This is a genomic window from Pseudomonas sp. GM60 (assembly GCF_000282415.1).
GTDB lineage: Bacteria > Pseudomonadota > Gammaproteobacteria > Pseudomonadales > Pseudomonadaceae > Aquipseudomonas > Aquipseudomonas migulae.
Genome location: NZ_AKJI01000077.1, coordinates 1 through 20,842 on the forward strand (window position 1 = coordinate 1; position 20,842 = coordinate 20,842).

Genomic DNA, 20,842 nt, shown 5'->3' on the forward strand with positions numbered 1-20,842 from the left:
TTGGCCTTGTGGAGTGCGGTCGGAACCGTCAGCAGCCAGGGTTTGGCCTTGTGGGGTGCGGTCGGAACCGTCAGCAGCCAGGGTTTGGCCTTGTGGAGTGCGGTCCGAACCATCTTGAGTGATCAGGCCTTTTTCTTTCAGGCGATCATTACCACCTTCGGCAACGGTTTGACTGAACACCGAGTGGCTGTCTTTCACTTGTGGGGTGGCCTGGTCAGCGGCTGGCAGGGCGAAAGCAGTGCTGGCCAGCATGGAGAGGGTAAGGCTAAACAGTAGTTGGCGTTTCATGATCATGTGCTCCGTGGGAGGGCGGCAAAGTGGGTACGAGGGCAATGCTACTCTCGATAAGTCGATATAAAAGTTCATAAACGCAATGGTAATAATCAACAGAATTGATTGTTCCGTGCGAAGGCTCTAGACCGGGCCTTTCCGGCGGTTGTTTTCGCACTGATGTGGGTATTTTCTACTCACGTGCGTCGCACAAAAGTGCGGGGTCGGTAACGCCGGATTTCGAGTGCAGGGTGTCCCCGACCGATTATTTGAACGTTAAGCCGCATTTCGATTAAACCTGCGCGCCGTTTCCCAGTCCTAGGCTTCATGCCAGGCCGGTTCTGGCCTGAGGTTTCACACGCGCGTCGCGGTCAGGGCGCTCAGTCGTATTCAGGAGCCCTGTGCAATGACGCGCACCCCGAAAATTTTTGCCTGGACCTTTGCCAGCCTGGTTGTGTTACTGGCGATACTGGTTCTGATCATCGCGTTCTTCGATTGGAACCGGATCAAACCGACCCTCAACGCCAAAGTCTCCGAAGAGCTGCACCGCCCGTTCGCTATTAATGGCGACCTGTCGGTGGTCTGGCGGCGTGAGCTTGACGAAGGTGGGTGGCGCGCCTGGGTGCCGTGGCCGCATGTGGTGGCGCAAGACCTGAGCCTCGGCAACCCGGACTGGTCGAAGCAGCCCCAGATGGTCACGCTCAAACGCGTCGAGCTGCGCATTTCGCCGCTGGCCCTGTTGGCGCAACGGGTGACGATCCCGCGCATCGACTTGACCGAACCGAACGCAGACCTCCAGCGCCTGGCCGATGGCCGCGCCAACTGGACCTTCAAGTTCGACCCGAAAGACCCGAACGCCGAACCTTCCAGCTGGGTGGTCGACATTGGTTCGATCGGCTTCGACAAAGGCCACGTCACCCTCGACGACCAGAGCCTGAAAACGCAGCTCGACCTGATCATCGACCCGCTGGGCAAGCCGATCCCATTCAGCGACATCGTCGGCGAAAAAGCCGCGAAAACTGCGCAGGAGAAGGGCGCGGCCCCCCAGGATTACGCGTTTGCACTGAAGGTCAAAGGCCAATACCACGGCCAGAAACTGACGGGCGAAGGCAAGATCGGCGGCCTGCTGGCCTTGCAGGATTCGGCCCGACCGTTCCCGCTCCAGGCCCAGGTCAAGATTGCCGACACCAGCGTCGAGCTCGCCGGTACGCTGACCGACCCACTCAACCTTGGTGCGCTGGACCTGCGGCTGAAACTGGCCGGCAGCAGCCTGGGCAACCTCTATCCGCTGACCGGCGTGACCCTGCCGGATACACCGCCCTACGCCACCGACGGCCACTTGATCGCCAAGCTGCATGAGCCGGGCGGCGCGGTGTTCCATTACGAAGCGTTCAACGGAAAGATCGGCGAGAGCGACATCCATGGCAGCCTGGCCTACGTCGCCAGCCAACCTCGGCCGAAACTCAGCGGTTCGCTGCTCTCCAATCAACTGTTGTTTACCGACCTTGCGCCCTTGATCGGCGCCGACTCCAACGCCAAGCAAAAGGCCCGAGGCGGCGAAAGCAAGCAGCCGGCGGACAAGGTGTTACCGGTCGAAGAGTTCAAGACCGAGCGCTGGCGCGACATGGACGCTGACGTCGAATTTACCGGCAAGCGCATCGTCCACAGTGAAAAACTGCCGTTCAACGATCTCTACACGCACCTGGTGCTGACCGACGGCGTGCTCAGCCTCGAACCCCTGCGTTTCGGCGTGGCCGGCGGCAAACTGGATGCGCAGATTCGCCTGAACGGTCGCACCGAACCGCTGGAAGGCAACGCCAAGCTGACCGGGCGCGGTTTCAAGCTCAAGCAGCTGTTCCCGACTTTTGAACCGATGAAGACCAGTTTCGGCGAACTCAATGGCGATGCCGACATCAGTGGTCACGGCAACTCGGTGGCCAAGCTGCTGGGCACGGCCAATGGCAATTTGAAGATGCTGATCAACGACGGAGCCATCAGCCGCGAGTTGATGGAACTGGCCGGGCTCAACGTTGGCAACTACGTGGTCGGTAAAATCTTTGGCGACAAAGAAGTGAAGATCAATTGCGCTGCAGCCGACTTCGACATCAAGACCGGCCTGGCGACCACTCGGTTGTTTGTCTTCGATACCGAGAACGCGATCATCTACATCGATGGCACGGCGAACATGGCCACTGAGCAACTGGACCTGACCATCACCCCGGAATCCAAGGGCTGGCGCCTGATTTCCCTGCGTTCGCCGCTGTACGTGCGAGGCAAGTTCATCAAGCCGGACGCTGGCGTTAAAGCGGTGCCGCTGTTGCTGCGCGGGGCGGGGATGGTGGCCTTGGGCGTGATTGCGGCGCCGGCGGCGGGGTTACTGGCGCTGGTGGCGCCGAGTGGTGGTGAGCCGAATCAGTGTGCGCCGTTGCTGGAGCAGATGAAGGCGGGCAAGGCGCCGAAAACGGTCAAAAACTGACCCCGCCTGAACGGTTTAATCGCTTTCGAACTGATGATTCGAGAGCGATTAAACCAGGGGAAAATTTCAGTTCAATCAGTTTGGTGTGGGGATATGTAGCAGGTCCGTACTGATTTTTTTTCCCAGTTTATTGATAACCGTATTTCTGACTTCGTTGTATTGAAGCTCATCCAGTGAGCTACGTAACAATCGAATGTTGGTTTTTCCATCGTTGATTGACTTCAGCACTGGTTTGTCAAGGATGTCGATATCAATCACGGTAGGTGTTTTGAAGGATAGTTGCAGTGTTAACAAGGTTTTGTCTTTGCGAACAATATTCAACAGCGTGTGTGTTCCACCGGCAGCCGCAGAGCCGTTGGCGCTGAGTTTGTCGATAATTGTTTTAATGGCCAATGAGTCGCGCGCGAGTTTCTTTAGTCGCGAAAAAGCGTTGGTCAGTATTTGTCGTTCGTTGTGTGGCAGAGCGCTTTCTGCGCTCTGAGTCAAGAGCTCCAGCAAGCTTGAATTGTCAAACGCAGTACGCTGTGTCTCTCGACTGTTTATGACCCACTTGAACTTGCTCACGATGTCTGTGTAGGTTAACCACGACGCTTCTCGATCACCACTGCGCTGCGTCGCCACCAGTTCTGCATAGAGGCTTGAATTTAAAATATCGTTCTTGAACTTGTCAGAGTGAGTGCCGCAAAAAATAGTAATGTTGCCATTGACAAGATATACATCGAATGTGGATGTATCCATGATTGTCTCCGGGCGCAGCCTATGCGCGGAAAAGTTATTTAAATCGACAATTATTTGTCGATTTAAATATTCATAGGTGATTAAAAGTCAGGAAGGTCTTTGATGAATTTTTTCCCGGCTTCCGTGAACTTCGAATAAAGATCGGAGCGCAGTCCCGAGAAAGTCTGAGCATCCAGATAGGTGCGTACAGCTCCTGTTTTTATGGTGGTGCTCTGCTGGGTGGACTTCCAGAACAGAATGCCACGCGTGCTTTCCCGTGCATCCAGGGAGATGCAATTGAGGAGCATGTTCGGTTGATTGTTTTTATCGACCCAAACCGGAGCGATATCAAATTTTGCCTGCGTACCGGTTTTCCTGTTCCGGTCAAAGATCTGAATGGCGCCGGGGTCTTTTTGCACGGCGCCGACGGCCAGTTGCGCAACGTTTGCCAAGATTGCGGCAGGACCCGCTCCGATCAGTGCGGTTGCGACGTGAAGGGCAACCTGATCCATGGTCAGGCCAATCTTTCGGATGGTGACAGTTTCCATGTTTTTGTTTTGAACAACCCAGCCAAGTTTGTCCAGGCCACCCACATAGTATTTGTACCATTCGAAGAGCTGTGCATCTTCAGGGTATAGTTTGGTTGCGGCATTTTGCATCACCAACTTGCACAGATTAACATCGTCGATAATTTGCTGTGAAACGCCTGGCAAGAATGCATCGATCGTATCAGGCATGACACTGGCGGTTGGCTTGTTGATGTCGTGTGGAGGCGCGTTGGTCAGTGAGCGAGGTGTGATGATCAGTTCATTCGAAACCGCTGGCAGTGGTGGCAGGGAGTCAATAAATTCAAGTCGTTCTTCCAAATGCATGGGTATAGTCCTTTATAAGTTTATTTAAGCAACCATTGGGTTGTGGTTGTTAGAATAAGTCCATACTGAAAAATGTCTATTCAGTGTTTGTAACCTTAGGTTTGAAGGGTGGTTAGTTGTTGGTTGAATTCTTGTGGCTATTTTGGCGATAAGAATTTAGTTGTCGTTTATAAGTATTTCAATGTATTGGCCGATATTATCGGCATGCTCTTCTTTCTGAGCCAGATCGGGTCTTACATTACTGATGTTCTGAATGATCAAGTGACAAGCGCGGCGAAAAATTTGATGTGATTTGCGATCTTGGCAGCAGGCCAGACAATCGGGCTTCCTCCTGCAACCACGCAAAAAATGCCCGCACCGGCGGATGGCGTTCACGACCCGGTACGCACAGCGCGCTGTAACCGGCGCCATTCACCTGAATGTCACTCCGGTAAGCCACCAACAAACCGCTGGCCACGCTCTCGGACACCAGAATATTGCTCGCCAGCACCAGGCCTTGCCCTGCGATCGCTGCTTGCAGCGCGTAATGCTCTTCGTCGTATTCGCGGACCGCCGGGTTTGCCGTCAGCCAGGTTTCTGCAGACTGCGAGCACCACGCCTCCCAGCCATGGGCGTACAGCTTCGAGTTGTGCCAACGCACGCTGATCAACGTCGGTGCCCGGATGCGGGCCTGTGCAACCTGTTCCGGCGAGCCATAAACGCCGAACGATTCATCGAACAGGCACAGGCCATAAAGGTTCGGGTAGTCATCGAGGCTATAGCGCACCACCAGATCGACGCTGGCGTCCTGATGCAAATCGATGACTTCGCAATGGGTGTCCAGCCGCACGCTGATGTTCGGATGCCGGGCGTAAAAACGCCCCAGTCGCGGTACCAGCCACAAGGCGGCAAAAGCCGCGGTGGTGGAGATTGTCAGGCTGGTGCCGCTGCGTTGCGGGCGCAAGGTGTCGACGCTTTGCGCCACTTCCAGAAAAGCACCGTGCAGGCTGTGGAACAGACGCTCGCCGCATTCGGTCAGGCGCACTTGCCGTGGCAGTCGCTCGAACAGCGGCACGCCGAGCCAGGTTTCCAGCGAGCGGATCTGATGAGAAACCGCTGTTGGCGTCACCGACAGTTCTTCGGCGGCGGCCTTGAAACTCAGCAGGCGTGAGGCGGATTCGAAGGCGCGCAGGGCGGTCAGTGGCAGCGAGGCAAACATTGAACACTCCATGGATGAAATGAATTCATCCAAGCTGATTTTTGCTCATTTGAGGCGAGACGGTCGCGGGCACAAGCTGCATGCCACACGCGGTTTGAGTTTAGTCCTCAGGAGATTCAGATGAACACAATTCTTGCCATTCACGCCAGCCCACGGGGCGAACGTTCCCACTCCCGTCGCCTGGCCGAAGTGTTTCTCGGCGCCTGGCAGGCCCGCCATCCGCAAGCGCAACTGACTCGCCGCGAAGTCGGACGGGCGTTGATTCCTCCGGTCAACGAAGCGTTTGTGGCCGCCGCGTTTTACCCCGAGCCCGAGGCGCGGCCGCTGACGATGCAGGCCGACCTCGCGTTCAGCGATGAACTGGTCGCCGAGTTGCTGGGCCACGATCTGCTGCTGATTTCCACGCCGATGCACAACTTCAGCGTGCCCAGCGGCCTCAAAGCGTGGATCGATCAAATCGTGCGGCTCGGGCTGACCTTCAATCACACACTGGACAATGGTGTCGCGCAATACGAGCCGTTGGTGCACGGCAAGAAAGCGCTGATCGTCACCAGCCGTGGCGGGTTCGGTTTTGGTCCCGGTGGTGAATTGGAAGCCTTGAACCATGCCGATACGCTGTTGCGCACGGCGCTGGGGTTTATCGGCATTACCGACGTGATCGTCGTGGCTGCCGAGGGTGAAGAATCCGCCGAGCGCACCTTCGAGATCTCCGTAGCCGAGGCCGAGCAGCGTTTGCTGACGCTGGCCAGGGAGTTCTAGATGGCCTGGGTGTTTTTGCTGATCGCCGCCGGGTTCGAAGTCACCTTCGCCATGGGCATGAAGTATGCCGAAGGCTTCACCCGGCTCTGGCCGTCGCTGATCACGGTCGTGGCGGCGGTGGGCGGGATTTATTTCCTGACCCTGGCGATGCGGGAATTGCCGGTGAGCATCGCATACCCGATCTGGACCGCTATCGGTTCGCTGGGCACGGTGTTTCTCGGGTTTGCGTTGCTCGGCGAAAGCCTGACGGCAGTCAAACTGGTATCGGTCGGATTGATCGTGGCGGGGGTGGCGGGGCTGAAATAGAGCGGATGTCATAGACTGGTCGTCGAGCTGTCACATTCGATGTCGATGCTGGGCTGATGTCTTGTATTCAGCCTTGCGTCACCTCACCGATCACAAGGACGTTTGCCCATGTCGCAAGGTTCTGCCACGCGTTATCCGTTGGTGCTGGTCCCGGGAATGCTCGGGTTTATCCGTCTGGTGCTTTATCCGTACTGGTACGGGATCGTGGCGGCGTTGCGCCAGGGAGGGGCGACGGTGATTGCGGTTCAGGTGTCGCCGCTGCACTCGACTGAAGTGCGCGGTGAACAATTGCTGGCGCGGATCGATGAAATCCTGCGCGAAACCGGTGCCGAGAAGGTCAACCTGATCGGCCACAGCCAAGGCTCGCTGACCGCCCGTTACGCCGCCGCCAAACGCCCGGATCGCGTGGCTTCCGTGACCTCGGTGGCCGGCCCCAATCACGGCTCGGAACTGGCGGATTACTTGCACAAACATTACCCGGCGGACAGCGCGAGGGGGCGGCTGCTGGCGTTTTTTCTTCGACTCATCGGTGCGTTGATGAGTTGGCTGGAAACCGGCTATCGCGGGCCGAAGCTGCCGGTGGACATCCACGCGTCCCATGAATCGCTGACGACGGCGGGTGTGGCGTTGTTCAACCAACGTTATCCACAGGGCTTGCCTGAAACATGGGGCGGGCACGGGCCGGAAGAGGTCAACGGCGTGCGCTATTACTCGTGGTCCGGCACGTTGCAGCCAGGCAAGACAGATCGCGGGCGCAATCTGTTCGACGGGACGAATCGCAGTTGTCGGCTGTTTGCTAAAACCTTCGTGCGTGAAGTCGGGCATTGCGACGGGATGGTCGGGCGTTACAGCTCGCATCTGGGCACGGTGATTGGCGATGAGTATCCGCTGGATCACTTTGACATCGTCAACCAATCGCTGGGGTTGGTGGGGAAGGGGGCCGAGCCGATCCGGTTGTTTGTGGAGCATGCGGCGCGGCTCAAGGCCGCCGGGGTTTAGACCGCGTTATCGTTCATCGCCAGCAAGCCGGCTCCTACACTTGGAATGCATTTCAAATGTAGGAGCCGGCTTGCTGGCGATGGCGTCAATTCAGGCGACGCCAACCTTACGGCCCAACACCATGGTCCAACGCTCCGAAACAATCACCCCACCCAACGTCAACATCCCGCCCACCAGGTGATACATCGCCAATTGCTCGTGCAACACCAGCGCGGCAATCAATGCGGTAATCACCGGCAGCAAATTGAAAAACAGCGTCGTCCGGCTCGGTCCCAGACGCACCACGGCCTGCATCCATGCGAGCGGCGCAACCATCGACGCCAGCAGGCAGGCATACAGCACCAGCGGAATATTCTGCAGCGTCGGACCGATTTTCGGCGACACGGCGAACAACGGAAACAGCACCACCACCGCCACCCACACCTGTAGATACAACAACACCAGCGGCGGCAAGCGCAGCTGCCATTTTTTCAGCAGCGTGCTGTAAATCGCATAGGCCAGCGTGGCGATCAGCATCATTGCATCGCCCAGGTTCACCCCGTGCTCAAGCAATGCACTGAGGCTGCCGGACGACACCACCACCAACACACCGCCAAACGACAACACCGCACCGGCCAGCGCACCGGCGGTCAGGCGCTGGCCCAGGCTGACGATAGCCATGGCCAGCGACATCAACGGCATCAGCGACAGGATGATGCCCATGTTGGTGGCGGAGGTCAGCGTCGCCGCGAAGTACGCCAGGCTCTGATAAACCGCCATGCCCAGCACGCCGAGGATGAAAATCTTCCACAGGTTCGGGCGGATGGCCGACCAATGGGCGATCACCGGTTTGAGCATAAAGGGCGTGAACAACAATCCGGCCAGCAGCCAGCGGTAAAAACCGATCTCCGCCGGGAAGATCGCCCCGGCCGACATTTTGGTGATCACGGTATTGCCAGCCCAAATGAAAATGGCCAGCAGGGGATAAGCGTATTGCATCAGGAACAACCAGAACGTTAATGAGGGAGAATTATCGCCTGTCCGGATGCAAGCCTATACTGCGATCCAGACAACCTGACCCTGATGACAGACAGCATGAACAGCAAACACATCGACCTGCTGGATTTCAGCGAGTTGCCCGCGCCGGTGTACTTCCGCTACGCCGACTTCAATAGCCACGAATATGCCTCGGCCCACCGTCACCCCTGGGGCACGCTGGAGTATTCGGCCAACGGTGTGTTGCACATGGAAATCGGCAGCAGCCGTTTCATGTCGCCGCCGCAATATGCCGTGTGGGTGCCGCCGCAGATCGAACACAGTTTCTACAGCAATCAACCGATCAACTACCGCGCCGTCTGCCTGGCGCCGGCGCTGTGCCACGAACTGCCGAAGCAGGCCTGTACCCTGGCGATCAGCGACATCCTCAAGGCAATCCTCAAGGACTTCGCCGCCCGTGACGTGAAGATTCCCGAGCAAGAGGCCGACCAACGTCTGGCTCAAGTGCTGGTGGATCAACTGCAGCAGGCGCCCATCCACCAATGCTACTTGCCCTACGCCAGCAGTCCCGGGCTGCTCGGGATTCTGGAAGCCTTGCAGGTTGAGCCCGGAGATAACCGGCCACTGTCGGCATGGGCCGAGCAGATTCACGTCAGCGAGCGCACCCTGGCGCGGCAGTTTGTGCGCGAGTTGGGCATGAGTTTCGGCGAGTGGCGGCAGCGTTTGCGTTTTCTGGCGGCTATCGAAGCACTGGACAGCCATCGCAGCATTCAGGAAATCGCCTTCGACATGGGCTACAGCACCGGGTCGGCGTTTATCGCCATGTTCCAGCGCCAGGCCGGGTGTACGCCGGAGCAGTATCGCCGAAGCCATCTGCCGGGCAGGAAGCTGTAACAGGCTTTGTCTACACTCCAGAGCGAGGCCGTGCCCCTCGGTGCGGCAACAAGGAGAAAACTCCATGACGATGTTGCGTGTCCCTTTGTTGATGATCGGTTTGCTGCTCTGCTCCCAGGGCTTCGCCGCCACTGCCCAACAGAACAAGATGACCACCTGCAATGCCGACGCTACCGCGAAAAGCCTCAAGGGCGATGAGCGCAAAGCCTTCATGAGCACCTGCCTTAAAGCCGCACCCGCCGCCAATGACGCGAAAGCCTTGACCCCTCAGCAAGAGAAGATGAAAACCTGCAATGCCGATGCGGCGACCAAGGCCCTCAAGGGTGATGAGCGCAAGGCGTTCATGAGTGATTGCCTGAAGAAAAAATAAACGGATTTGCGGGGATTGTGAGGGCCCCATCGCGAGCAGGCTCGCTCCCACATTTGTCCTGTGTATGCAGATCCATTGTGGGAGCGAGCCTGCTCGCGATGAGGCCGGCCAGAGCGCTGCAGAAATCGCCTCTGCCCCCGACCAACGTCGCCCCACACAATCCCTAGTGCTGACACCCGAACGCTGGCAGACTGCCAATCCTTTTACGCCGTTCGTTTTGAGGCTGTATGCCAACGTTTTCTCAACGCCAAGTCTTGCTGCTCATCAGTTGGGTCATCATCTTTGGTGGTTTGCTGCTGGTGATTCCGTTGCGCTTGCTGCCAAGCCTGCTGGCCGGTCTGCTGGTGTTCGAACTGGTCAACATGCTCACCCCGCAATTGCAGCGACTGATCGAAGGTCGGCGTGCGCGCTGGCTGGCGGTGGCGTTACTGGGGACGCTAGTGGTCAGTGTGCTGACGCTGATCTTTGCCGGCGCCTTCAGTTTTCTGCTGCATGAGGCGGAAAACCCCGGCGCTTCCCTCGATAAATTCATGCTCGTGGTCGACCGCGCTCGCGGTCAGTTGCCGCCGTTCATCGACGTTTACCTGCCGGCCAGCGCCGCCGAGTTTCGCGTGGCGATTGGCGAGTGGATGAGCAAACACCTCAGCGACCTGCAACTGGTGGGCAAGGACGCGGCGCACATGTTCGTGACGTTGCTGATCGGCATGGTGCTCGGCGCGATCATCGCCCTGCAACGGGTGCCGGACCTGACCAAGCGCAAGCCGCTGGCCGCCGCACTGTTTGATCGCTTGCACCTGCTGGTCCAGGCGTTTCGCAACATCGTGTTCGCACAGATCAAGATTTCCCTGCTCAACACCTTCTTCACCGGGATTTTCCTGGCGGTGGTCCTGCCGATGTTTGGCATCAAACTACCGCTGACCAAAACCCTGATCGTGCTGACCTTCCTGCTCGGCCTGTTGCCGGTGATCGGCAACCTGATGTCGAACACGCTGATCACAATCGTCGGTTTGTCGCTGTCGATCTGGGTCGCGGTGGCCGCGCTGGGTTATCTGATTGTTATCCACAAGCTCGAATACTTCCTCAACGCGCGCATTGTCGGCGGGCAGATCAGTGCCAAGTCGTGGGAGTTGCTGTTGGCGATGCTGGTGTTCGAGGCCGCGTTCGGCCTGCCGGGGGTGGTGGCGGGGCCGATTTATTACGCGTATTTGAAGAGTGAGTTGAAGCAGGTTGGGATGGTTTGATCCGGTCGATATGTATTGCCTGATCTGACGCCTTCGCGGGCAAGCCTCGCTCCTACAGAATCAATGCAATCCCTGTAGGAGCGAGGCTTGCCCGCGAAGGGCGCGACTCGGTTTTGGATCAGTCCATCGGCCCATAACGCTTGGCCGCTTCAATCGCCAAACCACTGCCGATGCTGCCAAAGATGTTGCCTTCCACATGCCGCGCATTCGGCAACATCGCCGAGACGCTGTTGCGCAATGCCGGAATCCCGCTCGAACCACCGGTGAAGAACACCGTATCCACCTGATCGACCCGCACGTCGGCGTCGTTCAGCATCTGGGTCACGCTGTTGCGCACGCGCTCCAGCAAGTTGTCGATGGCCGATTCGAACAACGCCCGGCTCAACTCCACGCTCAGGCCCGGCTCGATGCGGTCCAGCGGCACATGGCGGCTGTCGGCGTGGGTCAGCTGGATCTTGGTTTCTTCCACTTCCATCGCCAGCCAGTGCCCGGCGCGTTGCTCGATCAGCTTGAACAGACGGTCGATGCCGCCGGTGTCTTCGATGTCGTAGCGCATGCTGCCCAGGGCCAGGGTCGACTTCTGCGAATACACCGAGTTTATGGTGTGCCAGGTCGCCAGGTTCATGTGGTGGCTGGTCGGCATGTAGGCACCGCTCTTCATCCGGCTGCCGTAGCCGAACAGTGGCATCAGGCCTTGCAGGCTCAGCTGCTTGTCGAAATCGGTCCCGCCGATATGCACGCCGCCGGTGGCGAGGATGTCCTCGTGACGATTGTCGTGGTTGCGGCGTTCAGGAGACAGGCGCACCAGCGAGAAGTCAGACGTACCACCGCCGATGTCGACGATCAGTACCAACTCTTCCTTTTCGATGGTCGACTCATAGTCGAACGCTGCCGCAATCGGCTCGTACTGGAACGACACATCCTTGAAACCGATGGCACGGGCCACGTCCACCAAGGTGTTTTCCGCTTCCTGGTCGGCCATTTCGTCGTCATCGACGAAAAACACCGGACGACCCAGCACCACTTCATCGAACTCGCGACCAGCGGCGGTTTCAGCACGTTTCTTCAACTGACCGATGAACAACCCGAGCAAGTCCTTGAACGGCATCGCCGTGCCGAGAACGCTGGTGTCGTGCTTGATCAGCTTGGAACCCAGCAGGCTCTTGAGCGAGCGCATCAGCCGGCCTTCGTAGCCTTCCAGGTACTCGTGCAGCGCCAGTCGGCCGTACACCGGGCGGCGTTCTTCCATATTGAAGAAGACCACCGAGGGCAGGGTGATCTTGTCGTCCTCCAGCGCGATCAGCGTTTCCATGCCGGGGCGCAGCCAGCCGACGGTGGAGTTGGACGTGCCGAAGTCGATACCACAGGCACGGGCTGGAGATGCGTTTTTCATGTCTATCAGGTTCCGGTTAAAAAACGGCCGCGCAGTGTATGCCAGTGCGGCGCAGATTCGAAGGCCGACTATCCGCTAAATCTCGGTAATTAGCGCCTTGATAAGATGGCCCCATGCCCCAAACTTGTCTGCATTGGCCCTGGCAGCCATTGGGATGGTCAAAAGAACCGCCCGCCGCTGCCGATAAACTTCTGATACGCGCCCCGGTCACAATCTTGAGATCGGTCAACCCTGCGGCTGCCAATGAGCGCATGCTGCCGGTGATGGCGCGATTTTGATAATGGATGGTGATTCCACGATGGACTTCAAAGACTATTACAAGATTCTCGGTGTGGAACCGACCGCGGACGATAAGACGATCAAGGCGGCTTATCGCAAGCTGGCGCGCAAATACCACCCGGACGTCAGCAAGGAAAAGGACGCCGAGTCCAAATTCAAGGACGCTTCGGAAGCCTATGAAGCGCTGAAAAGCGCCGACAAGCGCGCCGAATACGACGACTTACGCAAATACGGCCAGCACGGCCAACCGTTCCAGGGCCCGCCAGGTTGGCAGGGGCGTGGCGGCGGTGGTTTTGGTGGCGGTCAGGACTCGGGCGATTTTTCGGACTTCTTCAGTTCGATCTTCGGTAACCGTGGTCCTGGGTTTGGTGGTGGAGAGTCGCGTCGCAGTGCCGGACGTCGAGGGCAAGACGTGGAAATGGAACTTGGGATCTTTCTGGAAGAAACCCTCTCGAACGAATCGAAGAAGGTCACGTTCCAGGTACCGCAGTACAACGCTGCCGGCCAGCACGTCAGCAACACCAGCAAAAGCCTGAACGTGAAAATCCCCGCCGGCGTGACCGACGGCGAGCGCATCCGCCTCAAAGGCCAGGGTGCACCGGGCATCGGTGGTGGCGCCAACGGCGACTTGTTCCTGATCATTCGTTTTGCGCCGCATCCGAAGTTCGACGTCGAAGGCGAGGACCTGATCATTACGCTGCCGCTGGCCCCATGGGAATTGGCGTTGGGAACCGAAGTGGCCGTGCCTACACTGACAGGCAAGATCAACCTCAAGGTGCCCGCCGGTAGCCAGAACGGCCAGCGCATGCGTGCCAAGGGCCACGGCTTGCTGAACAAGGCCGGTCAACGCGGTTATCTGTTCGTGCAATTGAAGGCGGTCATGCCGAAAACCTCGAGCGACGAGGTCAAGGCGTTGTGGCAGGAACTGGCGAAAAAAGCCGCATTCGACCCGAGAGAAAACTTCTGATCCAAGAGACGGAGTAGCCCATCATGAGCAACCCCCTGATCGTTCAACTGGACATGGCAGAATTCTGTGAGGCGACCGATTTGTCGGACGTCTACGTGATCGAAATCGTCGAGCACGGCATCCTCGAACCTCAGGGCAAGCAGCCCAAGGATTGGCGTTTCACCGATTATGAGCTGGCGCTGGCCAAGCGTGCCGCGAAGCTGCGGCACGACCTGGATCTGGAGTGGGAGGGGGTTGCCCTGGCGCTGGATTTGCTGGAGGAGGTTCAGCAACTGCGGGCCGAGAACCGGATGCTCAAGCAGCGGTTGGGGCGGTTGGTTGTCGAATAGCTGAAGCGAATTCGATTCCTGTAGGAGCCAGCTTGCTGGCGATGGCGTCCGTAAGATCGCCATCGCCAGCAAGCTGGCTCCTACAGATGGCGGTCTATCTGGGCAACACCACAGTGAACAGCGTCCCGTCAGTTTCGTTCGAATTGACCTCGATCGTCCCGCCGTGCGCATCGACCACTTCCTTGACGATGAACAACCCCAGGCCAAGACTGGTGGACGGCTGGCCGAGTTCTTCATCGGCGCTGCGTACCAGCGGATCGAAGATCGTACCGATCGCGTCTTCGGGTATCGGCGCTCCAAAGTTATGCACCGTTAGACGAACGGTGTCTGGTTCGCCGGTGAGGGTCACCGTCACATCATGTTTGTTCGACCCATGCTGCAACGCATTGCCGATCAGGTTTTGCAGCAGTTGAGCCAGGCGTCCGGCATCCCACACGCCTGTCGTGTCGCCCTCTGCATGAACCGTCGGATCGCATTCGGGATTACCGGCACAGGCTTCGGCAATCGCTGCGTGGGCGGCATCGGCCAGGTCCATCGGTTTCGGTTCAATCGGCAGGCTCTTACCCAGGCGACTGCGCACCAACTCCAGCAAATCGCCGACCATCACCGCCATATGCCGCGCGCCGCGCTTGATGTTGACCGCACAAGCCAAGGCATCGCCTTCAAGCGTGGCTTTGCGCATCAGCAATTCGGTGGACATGCTCACGGCCTGCAAGGGGGCGCGCAGGTCATGGCCGAGAATAGCCAGGAAGATATCCCGCGAATGATTGACCTGTTCGGCATAGGCCGCCGTGGATTCGGCAAGGGCTTCATCGATGGCTTCATTGAAACGGATCATGTCCTGGAAGTAAGCGAGGTCCGGTGATTCCAGGCTGTTGACCCACAACCGGATCACACAGGCGCGCAGGTGACGGAATTCGCTGGTCATCTGCAACAGATCGAAGCCCACGGTATGGCGCAGTTCACCATGACTGGCGCCGGCTTCGTCCAGGCTCGGGGTTTTCTCCGGACCTTCGCCCCTGGCCTTGGCGAGTTGCTCGCTGGCGGTTTGCGCGGTGGTCATGTCCCGCGCTGCCGCCAACAGGATTTCCCTGGCGTGATCACGCAAGGCCACTCGATCCATATTTTCTGCCGCCGGGGTAATCGTCCTGGCGAACTGCTCCCATTCATCGACGATACGGTCTACGTGTTGCCTGATGAATTCGGATAAGCGCATGGTCGGTTTCCTGATGGCAATCCGAGGCATCTTAGCCCCTTTGGCACCCCCTAAAAACTACCACTGCGCCGGCGACCATTCTTTGGTGGCCTCAGGGTGCTAATTAAATATTTTTTAGATCCTGAAATTGAATGCATTGTCGGTCTGGTGCGGTTTTCCAAGTGGTTTTTTAATCTTTTGTTTTTAACTGCACTCAATAGTCTGGTGGTTCTTTTCATCGCATAAGGATCTGCGAAATGAACGAACGATTGGACGCTCCGGCGTTGCAAGTTATTACCGGGCATGGAAGAAGCAAAGCCAATGTTCATCGTGATTATCTGCTGGGCAAACTGCCTTCGCCGCTAAAAGACGCACCAGTTTCACGATTGCTTGGGATGGCCGATTCGACCGCGGATTTTCCACAGTGGTATCTGAATGCACGCGCCATCGACCGTCAGTACCTCAAGCAAATGACGGATGAGCGCTGGCGCCTTCAGGTCCCGTTGGACGACGCGTTGGAGAATGTACAGCGGGACATTCTTGCCTTTGCCGAACCTTTGCTCGTTAAAGCATTAAAGGACCAGCTGAATCTGGAGCTGGACGTCAATGCGACGCTCATTCGCCTGTATATCCCGGCAAAACTGGGTTTTGGCATCGATACCAATGCCAGTCGGCTCAGGCAATCGACGTTGCTGGAAGCGGCGCTGCACAATTTCGAGGCGCCTGAAACGCAGGCGGGCGCGTTTCGCGACGGCTCCGGCATCTTCATCCGGGACCACGAAAACGAGTTGCAGCGGCATGCACTGACGGTCGAACAATTCGCGGCCCTGTGCCGGACGCTTGATATCGGTGCGCACTATCAGCGTCACATCAAGGCCGCACTGATGCCTGAAGATATCGCGGCCAAGGCAATAATCGAGCGGCACTGCATGGCCAGTGAAAAAGCCATCTTCAACGAATCCGCATTGATCGCGTATTTGAAAAACGACATCAGTTCCTATGGCTACGGGAAACTTCAGCAAGTTCGTGATAATGAAAAAGGCGTTATGTGGAATCATCGTCCTTTGCAATGCCATCGACTTTCGTTAATGGGCTTCAGGTTGTCCGGCATCCTGTTGTTCAGTGCAGTGGCAGACCCCACTGAAGTTAAAAGAATTTACGACAGTCTGGTTCCCCGGCACCAGCGCACACTGATGGAATGGTCCAGAAGTCTGACGCTGCTACCGGGTCAGGAGTTTGAACAGTTCGAATTACTCGAGGCGTTTTTCGCCAATGGCCCCAGCGGTCTCGTCGAAGCCACTTTGCAAAGGGAAGATGGTTTTCAACAAAGCCGTCTCGACGGGACGTTGATCGTTTATGTCCCGGATGATCCTGACCATCCCTTCAAAGAGTATGCGTCCTTCACTGACTTCATGAAGGAACTGACGAGCCAGTTGCGTTCGCCGGACTATCAACAGTTTTTCAGCCGGTTCGTGGCACAAAAAGACCATGGCAAATTCTTTGCCCGGGTTCGCGAGCGTTTCACCACGTTCACCTGGACGCAACGTGAGCCGCTGGACATGGGGCCGTGGTGGCGAGAGACCGCGATTGAAAACGCCAACGCAGAGCCCATCACCAACATCATTTCTGGCGATATTTGGCCGCAAATCGGTCGCTGGCGCAGGGACAAGGCGATTGCGGATGTGCGACATATCGCGGTGCCGACCGACGATGAAGACGCGACCACCCGCTGGAATCGGTTGACCAGCTATCTGAGCATCGGCTGGAACGTGTTCAACTTCGGCGCGATGTTGGTTCCTGGCCTGGGCGAAGCGATGTTGGCGGTCATGGTCGGGCAGATGCTGTTCGAAACCATGGAGGGCATCGAGGAGTGGAGCAAGGGCGACAGGGACGAAGCAGCGGCCCATCTGACCAGTGTCATGATCAATTTCGCGCAACTGGCAATCATGGCGGCGGGGCATGTGTTGCCCGCCGGTGCGGCGGCGTCGGTCAAACCGTCGGCGTTTATCGATCGGTTGCAAAAGGTTGAGTTGCCTGAGGGCAAGACACGCCTCTGGAAGCCGGACCTGTCGCCCTACGCCCATGACCTGATGTTGCCCAAAACGGCGACCCCAGGTGAACAGGGGCTGTTCCGGCACAGCGAAAAAACCATCCTGAAGCATGAAAACAAATACTTCGAAGTCAGAAACGACCCACTCACGGGCCAGCCACGCCTGCAACATCCGGATCGGCCGCAGGCGTATCAGCCCACACTCGAACACGACGGTGCGGGTGTGTGGAAGACCGAGCTCGACCGACCCGTCGAGTGGGACAAAGTCACGCTCATGCGACGTCTGGGGCTGGCGGTTGAGGATTTGTCCGAGGCCACACTGGAGCAGATTCGTATCGCCAGCGGTGTCGAGGAAGACCTGTTGCGCCGGCTGCATGTCGTCAACGAACCACCGCCCGCGCTGCTGACCGACACGATCGAACGCTTCAAGACCTGGGCTGATGTGCAAAAGCTGCCCGGGCAGATAGTGCTCGATGAGATTCCCGAAGCGTTCATCGAGCAGGTGCCCCGTTTGCTGGTGGAACTGCCGGGCTGGCCTGAGCAAAAAAGCATCGAGCTTTTTGACGGCGCCGGACAGTCGGGGCGCTCGATCAAGTACGGCAATCTCGACGCATCGCCGGCCAATACGCTGAAGATAAGCCGTGCCGAGGTCGGTGCCGGGAAACTTCCGGAGCTGGCCGTGAAGTTTGTCAATGAAGCCGACATCCATGCGTTGTTCGGACAGAGTATTTCCACTGACGAGCGTATCCGCATCGACGCCTTGAAAAACCAGCTCGCGGGGCGGGCAGGCAGTCATCCGGGACCTTTGTTTGACGCGCTCAATCGCCGTTTGCAGCAGACAGACAACCGGCAAGTGCGGGTGCTCCAGGACGCTTTCAGCAACCTCCCGACGGTGATCGCCCGTGAGTTGCTGGCCGACATCGAACCGCAGGACTTGCTCACTATCACCGAGTCTTCGCGCATTCCCTTGCAGCTCAGAGAGCGCACGCGGCTGGCCTTGCGCACGTTACGCGCCGCACGTGCTTACGAAGGGCTTTACCTCGATGGTGCGTACGGTGTCGATAGCGAGCGATTGGCGTTGCACTCGTTGCACTCGTTGCAAGCGTTGCCCGACTGGCCCGCAAACGTGCGGATCGAAATCCGTGAGTCTTCATTCGATGGACCGTTGCGCGACAGTGTCGGCCCGGCAGATGCCGCCGTGCGCCGAATCCTTGTCAGCGAGGACGGTCAGTACCAGGCCCGCGATGCCGATGATCTGCATCTGCATGGGGCCGATGACCTCTACGCTTCGGTGTTGCATGCCTTGCCTGATGCCGAGCGGAACGCGCTGGGGTACCAGATCAATCAAGGCGCGACGCTCAAGCGCGCCATTCAAAAAACGCCATTGCCGCGGGACAGGTTCAACGCGCTTCTGGCGGATAACCCTGTTCGAAAACCTGCGTACGATCCAGCCACGATGCGTCTGCGTGGGGGCATGCGCGGGATGGCTCAAGGTCTGCGTCGAGTTCAGGGGCAAATAACGCCGCAAGAGCGGGTCCGCGTCGTTCGCCCCGGATGGACGGAGGCCGAAGCGCAGTCCTATCTGCAAGCGGGGGGCAGCGACGTCAGTCTTGAGCAGAGGGCGAGCGACCTCGAAGCGGAATTCAATCGGTTGAACACCAATTTCCAACGCTGGCTGAAATCACCGACCGAGGCATTCCGCTTTACGTCCGCCGGCATCGCCGAATGGCAGTCCAGAAACGCGGTGTACAAAGCGGTCAGGGAATGTTGGCAGCACACAGGCTTGCGCGATGTGGATTCGTACGGCGAGCTGCGAGGCTTCGTGCTCGATCTCGAGAATCTGCCGCTGGGGCGGCATCTGCGCACGATGCCCGCACTGGAGGGCAACTTCGATCACGTCACTCGCCTCAATCTGACCCTGACCGAATTGACCGACGCACAAGTTTCCTTGCTCGATCATTTCCCGCGATTGCGCTCGCTCAACGTCAACGGTAATGCGCTTACCCGACTTCCTCGTGCCATCGGCCGCATGCGCGCGCTGACGGAGCTGAACCTGCGCGCAAACCGCATTGTCCTGGATGCGCAAGGCGTCGCAGACCTGCGCAACCTGACGCGGCTTCAGATCCTGGACTTGCACAGCAATCCTCTGGGGCAGGTTCCGGATATTGGCAGCATGCGCGTGTTACATACGCTGATCCTGGCCGACACCGGCATTCGGACCTGGCCGGACGGCTTGTTCGCGCAGCCACGGTTCCGGCATTTTTACCTGGACATGCAGCGCAACGAAATCACCTACGTGCCCATGGTCACGCGTGGTTCGGTCCAGGCGGAATTGCTGGCGCGCACGTTGTTGAACCGGGAGCCGGAGTTTTTGCCGGCCTTCAATTTGCAGACGCTCAGGGAGTACATCGCGTCCGTCGGCATGGACCCTGATCGACCGTATCCGCCTCGTGGCGTGCGCGACAGCCTCGACTGGGAAGCCGGCTTGACCCGGCCGGAATGGGTGGCCAGGCAGGAAGTCTGGAACAGCGTCGAGGATGAGATCGGTTCGGTCGGCTTCTTCAACGAGATTCGCAAACTCACCGAGTCGGGTCATTTCAATCGCGACCCCGGGTTTCGGCTCGACATGACCGCCAAGGTCTGGCGAATGCTCGATGCGATGTCGAAAAATACCGAGCTGCGGCAAAAACTCTTCACCCTGACCACTGTGCCGACAGGGTGTGTGGATGCTGGCGCGCAGTTGTTCAATGCCATGGGGATCGAGGTGCTGATTCATGAGGCCTATGAACTGGCCAATCCCGCGCTGGTGGAGGGTGAGCTGGTGTCGTTGGCTCGGGGCAAGTCACGCCTGGATGAACTGGGCGCGATTGCCCGCAAAACGATTTCCGAACGCGTGAAGATGGGCGAGGAATTCAGGCGTGTGAATGCCGCGGGTCAGGTAACCGGAACGATCGATGAAGTGGAAGTTCACCTGGCATTCATGACGGATCTTGCCGACCGACTGGATCTACCCTGGCAGACGCGAAAAATGCAATTCAGAAAAATTGCCGGTGTCACACCTGCGATGATCGAGTCGGCGTATCGACGCGTGCTCGACCTTGAAGAAGGGGAGTTGCTCAGTTATTTGCTCATTGATCAGCCGTTCTGGGCATCCTACGTCGAAGGCTCCAACCGCGCAGTGTTCAAGGGCATCAAGCGCCGTATCAATGCCACGACAGAGCTCTACACGGCACTGGATACGCGTGCGACCGAAACGACGCTTTCTCTTGAGCAAAAGGCAGAATTGAAGGAAGAGCTCAGGGTGCTCGGCGCTGAACTGAACAAACCGGAAAGCGCCTTTGCACCGGGACGCATCATGACCGGAGCGGAATATGACGCAGAGTTGGATGCAATCAACGAAGACAAAAAAGCGTTGCTCAAACTGTTCACCCAACAGGCGATCGAACGGGCAAAACTGCGACGGGTAGAAATCCCTTTCGCCGTACAGTCGAACACCTGATCGCTTCTGTTTTACGCCGGAGCCAGGCACGCCAGGCTCCGGTGATTTGGCCG

General features: G+C 58.1%; 16 protein-coding genes and 1 pseudogene. 10 read left to right on the forward strand and 7 right to left on the reverse strand.

Annotated elements, in window-relative coordinates:
- Positions 1–288: pseudogene (locus PMI32_RS10515) on the reverse strand (hypothetical protein); the annotation flags it as partial.
- 388 nt (positions 289–676) lie between these two features.
- Here PMI32_RS10515 and PMI32_RS10510 point away from each other — a divergent pair.
- Positions 677–2,746 (forward strand): AsmA family protein, encoded by a 2,070-nt coding sequence (locus tag PMI32_RS10510; RefSeq protein WP_008031160.1) that lies wholly within the window; start codon positions 677–679, stop codon positions 2,744–2,746.
- 75 nt (positions 2,747–2,821) lie between these two features.
- Here PMI32_RS10510 and PMI32_RS10505 read toward each other — a convergent pair whose 3' ends face one another.
- The 3 genes from PMI32_RS10505 to PMI32_RS10495 all read right to left on the reverse strand — a co-directional run bounded on the left by PMI32_RS10505 (position 2,822) and on the right by PMI32_RS10495 (position 5,545).
- Positions 2,822–3,484, reverse strand: coding sequence for a hypothetical protein (locus tag PMI32_RS10505; protein ID WP_008031162.1), 663 nt, complete (start codon positions 3,482–3,484; stop codon positions 2,822–2,824).
- Positions 3,485–3,564: 80 nt separating this feature from the next.
- Positions 3,565–4,335, reverse strand: coding sequence for a hypothetical protein (locus PMI32_RS10500; protein WP_008031165.1), 771 nt, complete (start codon positions 4,333–4,335; stop codon positions 3,565–3,567).
- Between the two features lie 238 nt (positions 4,336–4,573).
- Complete coding sequence (locus PMI32_RS10495; RefSeq protein WP_238541029.1) at positions 4,574–5,545, reverse strand: LysR substrate-binding domain-containing protein; 972 nt, start codon at positions 5,543–5,545, stop codon at positions 4,574–4,576.
- Positions 5,546–5,653: 108 nt separating this feature from the next.
- Here PMI32_RS10495 and PMI32_RS10490 point away from each other — a divergent pair, with 108 nt between their 5' ends.
- The 3 genes from PMI32_RS10490 to PMI32_RS10480 all read left to right on the forward strand — a co-directional run bounded on the left by PMI32_RS10490 (position 5,654) and on the right by PMI32_RS10480 (position 7,597).
- Positions 5,654–6,292, forward strand: a complete 639-nt coding sequence (locus tag PMI32_RS10490; protein WP_008031168.1) for an FMN-dependent NADH-azoreductase — start codon at positions 5,654–5,656, stop codon at positions 6,290–6,292.
- Positions 6,293–6,598: a DMT family transporter gene (locus PMI32_RS10485; protein ID WP_008031171.1), complete on the forward strand. Its 306-nt coding sequence runs from the start codon at positions 6,293–6,295 to the stop codon at positions 6,596–6,598. It abuts the gene before it with no gap.
- A 108-nt stretch (positions 6,599–6,706) separates the two neighbouring features.
- On the forward strand, positions 6,707–7,597 hold the full coding sequence (locus PMI32_RS10480; RefSeq protein ID WP_008031172.1) for an esterase/lipase family protein: 891 nt from the start codon (positions 6,707–6,709) through the stop codon (positions 7,595–7,597).
- A gap of 90 nt (positions 7,598–7,687) precedes the next feature.
- On the opposite strand, the gene PMI32_RS10475 is transcribed toward PMI32_RS10480, so the two are convergent.
- Positions 7,688–8,575, reverse strand: a complete 888-nt coding sequence (locus tag PMI32_RS10475) for a DMT family transporter (protein WP_008031174.1) — start codon at positions 8,573–8,575, stop codon at positions 7,688–7,690.
- A 96-nt stretch (positions 8,576–8,671) separates the two neighbouring features.
- On the opposite strand from PMI32_RS10475, the gene PMI32_RS10470 reads away from it, so the two are divergent.
- From PMI32_RS10470 to PMI32_RS10460, 3 genes are all read left to right on the forward strand, one after another.
- Positions 8,672–9,466, forward strand: a complete 795-nt coding sequence (locus tag PMI32_RS10470; protein WP_032828890.1) for an AraC family transcriptional regulator — start codon at positions 8,672–8,674, stop codon at positions 9,464–9,466.
- Between the two features lie 64 nt (positions 9,467–9,530).
- On the forward strand, positions 9,531–9,836 hold the full coding sequence (locus PMI32_RS10465) for a PsiF family protein (protein ID WP_008031179.1): 306 nt from the start codon (positions 9,531–9,533) through the stop codon (positions 9,834–9,836).
- 227 nt (positions 9,837–10,063) lie between these two features.
- The gene (locus PMI32_RS10460) at positions 10,064–11,077 is read left to right on the forward strand and encodes an AI-2E family transporter (protein WP_008031181.1); all 1,014 of its coding nucleotides are present in this window, start codon (positions 10,064–10,066) and stop codon (positions 11,075–11,077) included.
- A gap of 118 nt (positions 11,078–11,195) precedes the next feature.
- On the opposite strand, the gene PMI32_RS10455 is transcribed toward PMI32_RS10460, so the two are convergent.
- Positions 11,196–12,470 carry an Hsp70 family protein gene (locus tag PMI32_RS10455; protein WP_008031182.1) on the reverse strand — a complete coding sequence of 425 codons (1,275 nt, stop codon included), beginning with the start codon at positions 12,468–12,470 and terminating at the stop codon, positions 11,196–11,198.
- 298 nt (positions 12,471–12,768) lie between these two features.
- On the opposite strand from PMI32_RS10455, the gene PMI32_RS10450 reads away from it, so the two are divergent.
- Together PMI32_RS10450 and PMI32_RS10445 are read left to right on the forward strand one after the other, a co-directional pair.
- Positions 12,769–13,716: a DnaJ C-terminal domain-containing protein gene (locus PMI32_RS10450; protein ID WP_008031184.1), complete on the forward strand. Its 948-nt coding sequence runs from the start codon at positions 12,769–12,771 to the stop codon at positions 13,714–13,716.
- A gap of 23 nt (positions 13,717–13,739) precedes the next feature.
- Positions 13,740–14,045, forward strand: a complete 306-nt coding sequence (locus tag PMI32_RS10445; RefSeq protein ID WP_008031186.1) for a chaperone modulator CbpM — start codon at positions 13,740–13,742, stop codon at positions 14,043–14,045.
- Between the two features lie 94 nt (positions 14,046–14,139).
- Here PMI32_RS10445 and PMI32_RS10440 read toward each other — a convergent pair whose 3' ends face one another.
- A complete protein-coding gene (locus PMI32_RS10440; protein ID WP_008031188.1) occupies positions 14,140–15,261 on the reverse strand; it encodes a sensor histidine kinase in 1,122 nt (373 codons plus the stop codon).
- 236 nt (positions 15,262–15,497) lie between these two features.
- On the opposite strand from PMI32_RS10440, the gene PMI32_RS10435 reads away from it, so the two are divergent.
- A complete protein-coding gene (locus PMI32_RS10435) occupies positions 15,498–20,789 on the forward strand; it encodes a dermonecrotic toxin domain-containing protein (RefSeq protein ID WP_008031190.1) in 5,292 nt (1,763 codons plus the stop codon).
- The last annotated feature ends 53 nt before the right edge of the window (positions 20,790–20,842 follow it).